Genomic DNA, 12488 nt, shown 5'->3' with positions numbered 1-12488 from the left:
CATGAATATAGAGGATTTTGATTTTAATCTGCCGGAAGAGTTAATCGCACAAACACCTTTGAAAGATCGCACAGCCTCCCGTTTGCTTGTATTGCAGCGTGGAACAAGAGAAGTGGAGCATAAACAATTTACAGATATCAAAAACTACCTAAAAAAAGGCGATTGTCTTGTACTGAATGATACACGGGTTCTACCGGCCAGGTTATATGGCATCAAGCAGGAAACTGGGGCAAAAGTAGAAGTGCTGCTGCTTCATCAGCAGGAAGAGGCTACATGGGAAGTCCTTGTAAAACCGGCCAAGAAGGCTAAGGTTGGAACAGTTATCGTTTTTGGTGACGGGAAACTCCGCGCAACGTGCGTTGGACTTAAAGAGCATGGCGGCCGAATTTTGCAGTTGGAGTATGAGGGTATATTTTATGAAATACTCGATGAACTTGGAGAAATGCCGCTTCCGCCTTATATAAAAAAGCAGTTACCGGAGAAAGAGCGTTATCAGACAGTTTATGCGAAAGAGGAAGGTTCAGCTGCCGCTCCGACTGCAGGATTGCATTTTACAAATGAACTCCTTGGCGAGATTCGGGACATGGGCGTGAGCATTGAGTTTATTACGCTGCATGTTGGTTTGGGCACATTCAGGCCAGTCAGTACCGATAACATTGAAGATCATAAAATGCATGCAGAGTTCTATCACATGTCAAAAGAAACTGCTGATGCACTTACATCAGTTAGAAAACGGGGCGGGCGAATTATTTCAGTCGGTACAACCTCAACAAGGACCTTGGAGACGATTGTGCGTGACAATGATGGTAAATTTGCTGAATCAAGCGGATGGACGGATATTTTTATTTATCCGCCGTATGAATTTCAAGCGATTGATGGACTGATCACTAATTTTCACCTGCCTAAATCGACGTTGATCATGATGATTAGCGCATTTGCCGGAAGGGAGAGCATCATGTATGCTTATCAGGAAGCCGTAAATGAACGCTATCGTTTCTTCAGCTTTGGAGATGCGATGTTAATTCTATAATTCAAATTAGGATAGTAAAAGGTGAATCTTATATCCCGCATCTAATGGACAGTAATCCGCAGAAAATACAGCGTCTATCTGGCCCTAAATGCCCGATTCTGTTCAACTAACAATCAGTGGGGGATAAAAGAGCCCCCTTATTGAAGTTTCACTTTACAGCAAAGGAACGAATAATATGAACGCAATTACGTATGAACAAATAAAAACATGCAAGCAGACAGGTGCGCGTCTTGGAAAGGTCCATACACCGCATGGGTCATTTGACACACCGGCATTTATGCCAGTTGGAACATTGGCGACCGTAAAGACGATGAGCCCGGAAGAATTAAAAGAGATGAATGCCAATATTATTTTGTCCAATACATACCACTTATGGTTGCGGCCTGGGGAAGATATTGTTGAGGAAGCAGGGGGACTGCATCAATTTATGAACTGGGGTGGCGCGATTTTAACTGACTCAGGCGGTTTTCAGGTCTTCAGCCTGAGTGATATGCGGGATATAAAGGAGGAAGGCGTTCATTTTCGGAATCATTTGAGTGGAGAGAAATTGTTCCTTTCTCCTGAAAAAGCAATGAACATTCAAAATTCACTTGGTTCAGACATTATGATGGCCTTTGATGAATGCCCGCCATACCCGGCATCACATGATTATATGAAAGCTTCGGTTGAACGGACATCACGTTGGGCAGAGCGTTGTTTGGGAGCCCACGAACGCACTTCTGAACAGGGATTATTCGGTATTGTCCAGGGGGGAGAGCACAAAGATCTGAGAAAACAGAGTGCAGAGGATCTGGTATCGCTTGATTTTCCCGGTTATGCGATTGGAGGGTTGTCAGTCGGTGAACCCAAAGATATCATGAACCGCATGTTGGAATATACAACCCCGCTGCTGCCTTCCGGTAAACCACGTTATTTAATGGGTGTCGGCTCACCGGATTCATTGATCGACGGAGCAATCCGCGGCATCGACATGTTTGATTGTGTACTCCCGACGCGTATTGCCCGTAATGGGACATGTATGACTTCGGATGGCAGACTGGTTGTACGTAATGCCAAATATGCCCGGGATTTCAGCCCGATTGATGAAGATTGTGATTGTCATGTATGCTGGAATTATACGCGTGCCTATATCAGGCATTTGGTAAAATGCAATGAAACATTCGGATTCAGGCTTACTACTTACCATAACTTGTATTTTCTGTTAAAATTAATGGAGCAAGTACGTACAGCAATTGCTGAAGACAGGCTTGGCGATTTTAAAGAAGCATTCTTTGAACAGTATGGTTTTAATAAAGAGAATGCGAAGAACTTTTAATAAAGGAGGGACATGCAAGTGAATACATTAGTGTCACTATTACCGATTATCTTAATGTTTGTGATTTTTTATTTCCTGCTCATCCGCCCTCAGCAAAAGCGGCAGAAGCAAGTAAGACAAATGCAGGCTGATTTGCAAAAAGGTGATAAAGTGGTGACAATCGGCGGTCTTCATGCCGAGATTCATGCACTTGATGAAGATACAGTCGTGCTTCAGGCTGGTGACGGTCCGAAACTGACGTATGATCGTTCAGCAATCCGCGAAGTTAAAACTGATAATGCGCAGTAGAACTTTATGAGTTAATACATAAAGGCAGAAGCTAAAAAGCGCCAATAAAAAGAAGTCAGTGCATCCGCAACTGACTTCTTTATGTTTTTAGCTTTCCGATTTGATCGTATTCACTCCGATAACGCCACCAAGAAGTGCTGCCAATATGAAGCCTGCATGGTGCAGTGACTGTTCCAGTGAAAACCCTTGCTGGTAGCCCAGGTATTGCACAAGGAAGGTAAATAGTGTAAAACCTGCCCCTGTTATTGTTCCTATGACCCAGCCCTTTTCTTTTCCTTTAACACCGGCAACAATGCCGCCGATAAATAAACTGATCAGTCCAACAGCCAATGTGATCCAGGAGAGCGTCATTTCATTCATCCCGGTAAATCGAAGTAAAAATGCCAGAATGATACTTGTCAGCAGTAACAACCCGAGAATAATAATCCATCCATACAGCAGGCCAATAAATTGCTGTTTCTGCACGCTCGTTCAGCCTCCCTCCAAATGATTGTCCATGTGTCCATGCATCATTATCATATTCGTCCAAACCGAAAAAAAGACTGAAAATATTTTATGGTCTCTGGCATATATTTGTAAGAAGGGTCACCTATTACACTGAAAGAGGATGCTTTATGGACGTTATATTGGCTGGAGTCATTTTTGCTGTCAGTTATTTATTTATCATGACTGAAAAGATTAACCGGGCTGTTGTAGCAATGGCTGGTGGAACATTGCTGCTATTAACCGGAATTTACAGCGTTGATGACATGTTTACGAAATATATTGACTGGAACACAATCGCATTACTGTTCTCAATGATGGTTCTCATCTCGATTACCGAAAAGACCGGTCTGTTTTCGTTTATTGCCGTTCGGCTATCCCAGCAAGTGCGGGGTTCGCCGGTTCCGCTGTTAATTGCTGTGAGCATACTTACTGCCATGGGTTCAGCGCTATTGGATAATGTTACGACAGTTCTTATACTTGTTCCAATCATCCTGAAAATTACAAGACAATTAAAACTGCCGGTTTTTCCCTATCTGCTTGTCGTTATTTTCAGTTCTAATATTGGAGGGACTGCCACTCTTATTGGAGATCCGCCAAATATAATGATCGGACAGGCCGTTGACCACTTGACATTTTTGTCGTTTATCAACCACTTGGCACCAGTAGCCTTGTTGATGTTCATCATTATGCTGATGGTAGTGCTGCCTTTGTTCAGAAGGTCACTGCGCTCTGAAAATGGCAGCGCGGAGGAATTGATGAAAGCTGACGCATCTGCCTATCTTGTGCGCTCGCCGATGCTATATCAGTCAATAGCTGTTTTGACCATGACACTGTTGGGTTTTTTGCTGCATGCATTCCTACATATCGATTTGACTGTCATTGCATTGAGCGGCGCAGTTCTCTTACTCTTGTTGACTGAAAAAGAGTTGGATGCGGAACACATTTTTTCGAGGGTTGAGTGGGTGACGTTATTCTTCTTTATCGGGCTTTTTACGCTGGTAGGCGGGCTTGAATCTGCCGGGATCATTGATGAATTGGCAAGAGCCATTATTCTTTGGACCGATGGCGACTTTGCTGCCACAGCTATTTTAATTTTGTGGGTATCCGGGTTGTTTTCAGGTATTGTTGATAATATCCCGTTTGTGGCAGCAATGATTCCGGTTGTTGAAGAATTCCAGGGATATGGCATGGTCTATTTGGATCCTATATGGTGGTCTCTGGCGTTGGGGGCCTGTCTGGGAGGTAATGCAACGCTTATCGGAGCTTCTGCCAATGTGGTGGTGGCGGGTCTCGCTGAAGGGGAGGGGGAAAAACTGTCGTTCATTCGTTATATGCTGTACGGCATTCCGTTTGTTGTTTTATCACTGGTGGTATCAACAATTTATATTTACATTCGGTATTTAATTCCATATATGTCTTAATGTTTAGAAAACCCGGCAGATCGCCAAGCTTTAATGGCGAAAGCTTTAGTTGCAAAAATATAACGCCGGGGGCACCGGCGTTTTTTATATGGAAAGAAAGAACAGAAGGATATAAAAATTTAGTATATAGAGTAGGCAAAACAGCTGTTTGAGTCTTCACTTGTTCATACTATGACAGCCATTTTTGCAGGACAGGTATTTGCTTCAGCTCTTCTTTTGTAAGGAACCGTAAAATAAAGAGCAGAATGGTATAGATGACCAGTAAAGCAATGAGCGTCAGGGCAAACACAAACAGGTTGGACTCCAGACCTGTAAACATCCCTCGTAAAAAACTCCCGCAAATCCATGTCAGAGAGACAAGCATGCCCATTTTCACCAGGTCCCCGCCTGCTATCATAAATCCGATTTCCTTATAAAGGCTGGCTAGATGCAATAATGTCACAAGGATAACACCGACGGACATGGCGATTGCAACACCGTTTATGCCAAAATTCGGATTTGACGCCAACAAGAAGAGAACAGTGAGTTTAATGGCTGCACCGATTAAACTGTTCCACATGGCTGGTCTTGCGAGGTCGAGTGCCTGCAGTGCAGCCTGTAGTGGCGATTGAATATAGAGCAGGATGAAAAAAGGAGCCATAAGTACTAAAAAATGACTTGCATTATCGGTTCCATACATATAATTTAAGATTGGAGCTGCGAATAAAGTAAGCACAACGGTTGCAATCGCTCCTGATGCAAATGAGATTCTGATGGATTGATGAATCCGATAATGGATTAGGTGTTTATTTTGATGTGCATCAGCCTCCGATATGGAGGGGACCAATGCAATTGATAGCGAATTTGTAATAAATGTAGGCAAAAAAAGCAATGGTAATACATATCCGGTCAATTCACCGTATTGCTTAGTCGCCAGTGAACTGGAAATACCAGCGATGGCGAGACTTTGCGCAACGAGTATCGGCTCCAGAAAGTGTGATATGTTGCCGATCAGCCGGCTTCCCGTACTTGGCAATGAAATGGAAAACAGTTCCTGCAATGTACTTTTGCTGGACTTGACATAATGAAAGAATCGGTTCCGGACTCGTACAATTTTTTGCCGTTTAAAAACACCGCTCAAATATAACATCGATGCAAGTTCACCGAGTATAACACTAAACATGGCACCGGCTGCAGCGAATTCAACGCCATAAGGCAGCAGCAGTTTTACAAAAAAAGCAACAAAAATAATTCTTATAAACTGTTCGATGACCAGTGCATAGCTTTGCGGCTTCATATTTTGCCTTCCCTGAAAATAGCCTTTGAGAACAGAAGAGATGGCAACAATCGGTACAATTGGGCTGATGGCAACCAGCGGATACAGTGTCCGTTCATCAGTCAGCAATGTTGTTGCAATAAAGGGAGCTGCGGTAATCATACCAATTGTAAAAGCAACACTCGTTATACCGGTTACGAGCATTGAAATGACAAGAATCCGCTTGATTTTAGCTTTATCATTTTTGGCTTCCGCTTCAGATACGCGTTTGGAAATCGCGACTGGAAGCCCAAGCTGTGTGAGTGTGATAACCAGAAATAGTGTGGGAAGTGCCATCATATATAAACCGACACCTTCCTCGCCCATCACCCTTGCTATAACCAGTCGGTTAATAAAGCCGAGCAGTCTTGTTATCATGCCTGCCATTATCAGGATTAGCGTTCCCTGCAGAAATGTTTGTTTGGTCAATATTGCCGACCTACCTTCTCAAAAAATATATTTTCAGATACAATGATATATATGCAATATGGTGGGCCAAGCATGACAAGCATCACGATATAAAGCGGCAAAGGGTTTGCGAAGGGGGGATGGTTGAGAGTATGATGAAAGCAGTCAGTGAATGGAAAGCGGATATCGAACCGGCGTTAAAAAGTAAAGCAGGTGAACTGCGGCTTATAGGGTATAATCATGCAACTGCTGAGGATGTATGGCAATGTCTTGAAGAGAAAGTATGGAAGGGGGATCCTTCCAAACGTTTATATGAAGTGGTTCAGGATATTTTTCATTTGTCTTCAAATATTTATATGAGTTATTTAACAATCAACGCCTATCAGGATGATAACCTGGCTGCGTCAATTGCAGCATTGACTGAAAATGATCAGGAAGAAATAAATGAATGATACATAACGAATGACCCTCGGAATTTAAGGGAGGAAAAACGACAGATGAAAACCAGAGGCAGAATTGTTGCCTTTTTTCTGATCGTACTTGTATTGGCAGGAACGATTGGTTCAACGGTAACTGGAATTGCGAAAGATATTAAGCTGGGTCTCGATCTTCAGGGCGGTTTTGAAATTTTGTATCAAGTTGAGCCTGTTGAGGAAGACCAGGAAACTGACAGAGAACTCCTCGAAAATACCGTCAGAATTCTTAATGAGCGTGTGAACAGTCTGGGTATCAGTGAGGCAAATATAAATATCGAAGGCGACGATCGAATACGCGTACAGCTGGCAGGGGTTGAAAATCAAGAAGAAGCCCGTGACTTATTATCAACATCTGCACGATTGTCTTTACGGAATGTTGAAGACGAGAGGCTTCTGGATGGTTCAGACTTTGTAGAAGGCGCTGCACAGCAGGATTTCAGCCAGCAGACAAACCAACCGATCGTCACACTGCAGCTGAAGGATGGATCACAATTTGGTGAAATCACCAGCAGAATAAAAGACAAACAAAACCCGGAAACGCCTTATCCGGATAACCTGCTTGTCATGTGGATGGACTATCAGGAAGGTAATTCATTTGCAGAGGAATATGGCACAGAGGATCCAAAATATGTTTCAGCTCCTCAGGTTGATCAAACCCTGAATACGACGGATGTGATGATTAACGGTGATTTTACCGTAGAATCTGCCCAGCGGCTGGCCGATATTATCAATGCCGGGTCATTGCCGGTCAACATGACTGAGCTCTATTCCAATACAGTCGGGGCACAGTTCGGTGAACAGGCATTGGATAAAACTGTCTTCGCAGGCATTATCGGCATTGCCATTGTCTTTCTGTTCGTGATGGCTGTATATCGTTTCCCTGGCATTATTGCAGCTATTAATTTAAGTGTTTATATCTTTTTGGTACTATTAGTCTTTAATCTGATGAACGGTGTGCTCACCTTGCAGGGGATAGCGGCGCTGATTCTTGGTGTCGGTATGGCAGTCGATGCGAATGTGATTACCTTTGAACGGATTAAAGAAGAACTGAGAGAAGGCAAATCCGTACAGGCTTCCTTCAGAGCAGGTTCGAAAAACTCGCTCAGAGCCATTGTGGATGCTAACATTACAACAATCCTGGCGGCAGCAGTCCTGTTCATTTTTGGTACGAGCGCTGTTAAAGGGTTTGCCACGATGCTGATTCTCAGTATAGTTGTCAGCTTTCTGACAGCAGTTTATGGCACAAGATTATTGATGGGGCTCTGGGTTAAGAGCAAATTCTTGAAGAACCGCCCAGGCTGGTTCGGTGTAAAGCGAAAAGATATTAAGGATATAGCCGATTCAAATGAATATGAGCCGAAAGTGTTTAACCGGGAGCCCAATGTGGTTCAGCATCGCAAAAAATTCTTTGTAGCTTCTGCGTTGATGGTTATTCTTGGAACGGCTTCACTGGGAATGTTTCAGCTCAATCCCGGAATTGATTTCACAAGCGGATCTAGAATTCAGCTATCGGCAGAAAACAGCCTGAATACTGAGGAAATAGAAAGCGGTTTGGAAGAACTGGACTTGCAAGCCGAGTCAGTTGTACTGACAGGCGATAATAATGGGGGAGCCATTCTCCGCTATGACCGGGTAATTGATGAAGACCGGATTTCTGATATACAATCGTACTTCCAGGAGAATTTCAATGCGGATACGAGTGTCAGTGTTGTTTCTCCGATAGTTGGCGAGGAACTGGTGAAAAATGCGCTTTATGCAGTGGCAATCGCCTCTATCGGCATGATCATCTATGTCACCATCCGATTTGAATTGTTTTTCGGTATTACAGCGATTATTGCCCTGGTCCATGATGCATTTTTCATATTGGCAGTTTTCAGTCTGACGCAGATCGAGTTTGATGTGACGATTGTTGCAGCGATACTCACGATTATCGGTTATTCCATCAACGATACGATTGTCACGTTTGACCGAATACGTGAAAATCTCAAGAAAAAGAAACGGGTTAAATCGTTTAAGGAACTAGCTAGGATTGTCAATCGAAGTCTTGTGCAGACAATGACCCGCAGTATTAACACGACAGTTACAACCATGATTGCGGTACTCGCATTCTTATTCCTTGGTGCGCAGTCGATTACCGGCTTTGCCATCGCACTGGCAGTCGGTCTTCTTGCCGGTACGTATTCGTCATTATTCCTTGCGTCTCAGCTGTGGCTTGTCTGGCGCGGAAGAAATATCAAGAACAAACCGGTTGTCTATGCCAAAAAGAAACGTACGGAAGGCCCGCAAGTATAGTAAAGTGAAACTTTAATCAGTGGGAGTTGAACAGAACCGGGCATTTAGGGACAGTTACATGTGGGTTAAATCAGACCCCTGAGGTTAGAGAACTTCAGGGGTTTCCTTATGGTTATCCAGAAATGAAAAAGGGTAACTTAACTACAAAGCCGTTTATTAAGGAGGATAAATTTGCGAGGACAGACTTATGTTATTCTAGCCATTATTTTTGTATTAATTGTCGCCATTTTTGCAGTGATTAATGTTGATCCAGTGGAAGTCAATTACTTCTTTGGCAGTGGTGAGGCACCGTTAATATTGGTTATCCTGTTTTCTGTATTAATGGGCGGGATCATAACAGCAGCCGTCGGACTTGTAAAAATGATCCGCCTGCAGCGCGAACGCAATACACTCATATCAGAAAATAAACAAATGAAAGAGATCTTGACTAAACATGGCTTACATACAACAGATGCCTACAAACAGAAAGGATATGACCAGTCAGCCAATAACAAACAAGAAACCGACGATAAATAAACCTGATTGCTCCCCGTGGCTATCTCCTGTATACTGGGTTAGTCAGGGGTGAGTTTATGTTAGAGAGTAAAATGAAATGGAAATTCAGAGACAGTCAAAATGATATACCTAATTGGGATTCCAACCGATTCTCACCGCTTATCAAAGAATTGTTACTTCAGCGGGGCATTACAACACATGAAGAAGCTGAAGCGTTTGTTTCTCCTGATTTAGATCAATTATATAGTGTACAGTTGTTGTCAGATATAGATAAAGCTGCAGAACGGGTACATAGAGCAATTAAAGCTGATAAAAAAATTCTTGTATACGGTGATTATGATGCTGATGGAGTCAGTTCAACAGCGATTATGATCAAAACACTGCGGGAGCTAGGCGCCCACTGTGATTACTATATCCCGAATCGCTTCACAGAAGGTTACGGCCCGAACGAAGAAGCATTCAGAGCGGCATATGAAAATGGGTACTATTTAATTATAACAGTAGATACCGGTATTGCTGCAGTAAATGAAGCAGCTTTCGCTAAAAATCTTGGGATAGATCTGATCATTACGGATCACCACGAACCACAGGAGCAACTGCCGGATGCTTACGCGATCATTCATCCAAAATGTTCCCCTGATTATGGTTTTAAAGAGCTTGCAGGGGCAGGTGTCGCACTTAAGCTTGCTGAACGTCTGCTCGGGTATTTTCCGAAACAGCTGCTTGATTATGCGGCTGTTGGAACAATTGCCGATCTTGTACCGTTACAGGGGGAAAATCGCATTATTGCTTATTACGGCCTGAGAGCTTTGTCACGTTCCGCCAAACCAGGGCTGAAGGCTTTAATGAAAGTTAGTGGCATTGATGATAGCGTCTCCGAACAAGATATCGGATTTTCAATCGGGCCAAGGTTGAATGCGGTCGGAAGGTTACAGGATGCCGATTTGGCAGTCCATCTGCTGTTGACAGATGTACAGGATGAAGCTGATCAAATTGCAGGGATGGTCCAATCAATCAACGAGGAACGAAAAGATATCGTCAGTGCTATTGTGAAAGAGGCTGAAGAAATGACAGGTCCTATTGAAGACCAGGGCGTCATTGTTGTAGCAAAAGAAGGCTGGAATCAGGGTGTATTGGGTATTGTCGCATCAAACCTGGTTAGAAAATATGATCGACCGGCAATCGTTCTGTCCATTATGACCGAAGATGGGGTCATGAAAGGTTCTGCCAGGAGTATCCCCGCTTTTGACTTATTTTCAAACTGTATGAAGATAAGGGATGTGTTCACACATTTCGGCGGTCATGCCCAGGCTGCTGGAATGACGCTCCCGATAGACAACCTCCAGAGGTTAAGAACCGAATTGAATAATCTGATCCACCAGGAACTGACTTCAGAAGATTTCACCCAGGAAATTGAGGTTGCTAAGTCAATAGCCTTACCGGAGATTAATGAAGAATTAGTTGAAGAAATCAGGCAACTGGCACCATTTGGCATGGCCAACCCCAAACCTGTTTTCCATTTAGAAGAGGTGCCTGTAGACATAAAGCAAATTGGAAATAATAAAAAACATTTAAAAATGCACTTCCGTCATCAAAATAAAACACTTGAGGGTATTGGCTTTGGGTTAGGCGATTTATATAACCACCTGACGCCAAAAACACCAATATCGGTTGTCGGTGAGCTTGGTATTAATGAGTGGAATGGCTATCGGAAAGTGCAGATTGTGTTGCAGGATATGAAAATTGATGAGCACCAGTTATTTGATCATCGGGGCAAGAACCAGATAGAGCTAACGCCATATGTACAGTCTGATCATAAGTATGCGGCAGTTTTTCAGGTAATGCCGAACAAGACTGATTTCCCCGGTAATGTACGGTGTATGACATATGATACATATGTGAACAGCTTAGAAGAGGCTCAAACGTTATTCTTGTTCGATATGCCAACAGATTTGGAAACTTTCAAATTACTGCTGCAGCGACTGAATCCGACTAATATCCATGCATGTTTTCAACTGCAGGATAGTGCGTTCATGAATGTTTTCCCCTCAAGAGAGGATTTTAAATGGCTGTATGCACTTCTGTTCAAGCGAAAAAGGGTTGATATAAATAAGGACTTGCCCATGATCATGGAAGCAAAAGGATGGACGAGACCACGTATCAAATTTATGACCGACGTGTTTTTCGACCTTGAGTTTGTTAAAATAGAGGATGGTTTCATTACAATTAATCCAAATCCTGTTCAAAACGATTTAACGGCATCAGCTGTCTATCAGGAACGGCTGACAAAAGCCGAAATTGAAAAAACTCTATATTATTCAACGTATGATGAGCTGAAAACGTGGCTGTCCGAATGCCTGAAAGACAGGGTGAGCTCCAAGGAGGAAGTAGTTTATGGACTATAAAAAACATATACAAATTGTTGATGATTGGCCAAGAGAAGGCGTACAATTTAAAGATATTACACCATTAATGGATAATGGAAAAGCGTTTAAATCAGCAGTAGATGAAATTGTAGAATACGCCAGACAAAAAGATATAGACCTTGTCGTCGGACCTGAAGCAAGAGGGTTCATTATTGGCTGCCCCGTTTCCTATGCACTGGAAGTAGGCTTTGCGCCTGTAAGAAAAGAAGGAAAGTTACCGCGTGAAGTGATTAAAGTTGATTATGGTCTCGAATACGGTGAAAACGTGTTGACGATTCATAAGGACGCTATCAAGCCCGGACAGCGGGTTCTGATTACTGATGATCTACTAGCAACAGGAGGAACCATTGAGGCAACAATCAATCTAGTGGAAGAACTGGGTGGAATTGTTGCCGGATGTGCTTTTCTGATTGAACTATCTTACCTGAATGGACTGGAAAAATTGGATGGGTATGACGTGCTGACGTTAATGCGATATTAGGGTTCAGTATTATGTTACAGGTCTGATTGAAATTATTTATCAGACCTGTAATTATTCATGAGACTGTCTGAACAGT

At 43.0% G+C, this 12488-nt stretch carries 11 protein-coding genes; 9 read left to right on the top strand and 2 right to left on the bottom strand.

Annotated features, from left to right (window positions below; genetic code table 11):
• Position 1: 1 nt before the first annotated feature.
• The 3 genes from queA (at position 2) to yajC (ending at position 2633) form a co-directional block, all read left to right on the top strand.
• Positions 2-1030, top strand: coding sequence for a tRNA preQ1(34) S-adenosylmethionine ribosyltransferase-isomerase QueA (queA, locus tag ON01_RS11045; RefSeq protein ID WP_010531106.1), 1029 nt, complete (start codon positions 2-4; stop codon positions 1028-1030).
• A 175-nt stretch (positions 1031-1205) separates the two neighbouring features.
• Positions 1206-2345: a tRNA guanosine(34) transglycosylase Tgt gene (gene tgt, locus ON01_RS11040; RefSeq protein WP_010531105.1), complete on the top strand. Its 1140-nt coding sequence runs from the start codon at positions 1206-1208 to the stop codon at positions 2343-2345.
• Between the two features lie 18 nt (positions 2346-2363).
• The gene (gene yajC, locus ON01_RS11035) at positions 2364-2633 is read left to right on the top strand and encodes a preprotein translocase subunit YajC (protein ID WP_010531104.1); all 270 of its coding nucleotides are present in this window, start codon (positions 2364-2366) and stop codon (positions 2631-2633) included.
• Positions 2634-2720: 87 nt separating this feature from the next.
• Here the strand turns inward: yajC and ON01_RS11030 are convergent, their stop codons facing one another.
• Positions 2721-3098 carry a TIGR04086 family membrane protein gene (locus tag ON01_RS11030; RefSeq protein WP_010531103.1) on the bottom strand — a complete coding sequence of 126 codons (378 nt, stop codon included), beginning with the start codon at positions 3096-3098 and terminating at the stop codon, positions 2721-2723.
• Between the two features lie 149 nt (positions 3099-3247).
• Between ON01_RS11030 and ON01_RS11025 the strand changes: the two genes are divergently transcribed.
• Positions 3248-4540 carry an ArsB/NhaD family transporter gene (locus ON01_RS11025; protein ID WP_010531102.1) on the top strand — a complete coding sequence of 431 codons (1293 nt, stop codon included), beginning with the start codon at positions 3248-3250 and terminating at the stop codon, positions 4538-4540.
• A gap of 169 nt (positions 4541-4709) precedes the next feature.
• Here ON01_RS11025 and spoVB read toward each other — a convergent pair whose 3' ends face one another.
• Positions 4710-6263, bottom strand: a complete 1554-nt coding sequence (spoVB, locus tag ON01_RS11020; RefSeq protein WP_010531101.1) for a stage V sporulation protein B — start codon at positions 6261-6263, stop codon at positions 4710-4712.
• A 119-nt stretch (positions 6264-6382) separates the two neighbouring features.
• Between spoVB and ON01_RS11015 the strand changes: the two genes are divergently transcribed.
• The 5 genes from ON01_RS11015 to ON01_RS10995 all read left to right on the top strand — a co-directional run bounded on the left by ON01_RS11015 (position 6383) and on the right by ON01_RS10995 (position 12412).
• Positions 6383-6694, top strand: coding sequence for a post-transcriptional regulator (locus tag ON01_RS11015; RefSeq protein WP_040912444.1), 312 nt, complete (start codon positions 6383-6385; stop codon positions 6692-6694).
• A 45-nt stretch (positions 6695-6739) separates the two neighbouring features.
• The gene (secDF, locus tag ON01_RS11010) at positions 6740-9010 is read left to right on the top strand and encodes a protein translocase subunit SecDF (RefSeq protein WP_010531099.1); all 2271 of its coding nucleotides are present in this window, start codon (positions 6740-6742) and stop codon (positions 9008-9010) included.
• A 171-nt stretch (positions 9011-9181) separates the two neighbouring features.
• Complete coding sequence (locus tag ON01_RS11005; RefSeq protein ID WP_010531098.1) at positions 9182-9526, top strand: LapA family protein; 345 nt, start codon at positions 9182-9184, stop codon at positions 9524-9526.
• Between the two features lie 56 nt (positions 9527-9582).
• Positions 9583-11910 (top strand): single-stranded-DNA-specific exonuclease RecJ, encoded by a 2328-nt coding sequence (gene recJ / locus ON01_RS11000; RefSeq protein WP_010531097.1) that lies wholly within the window; start codon positions 9583-9585, stop codon positions 11908-11910.
• A complete protein-coding gene (locus tag ON01_RS10995; RefSeq protein WP_010531096.1) occupies positions 11900-12412 on the top strand; it encodes an adenine phosphoribosyltransferase in 513 nt (170 codons plus the stop codon). The genes recJ and ON01_RS10995 overlap by 11 nt, the downstream gene beginning before the upstream one ends.
• Positions 12413-12488: the final 76 nt, after the last annotated feature.

The organism is Lentibacillus jeotgali, from assembly GCF_000224785.1.
Taxonomy (GTDB): Bacteria; Bacillota; Bacilli; order Bacillales; family Amphibacillaceae; genus Lentibacillus; species Lentibacillus jeotgali.
The sequence above is the reverse complement of the archived record's forward strand: the minus strand, read 5'-3'. Positions and strand labels throughout refer to the sequence as shown.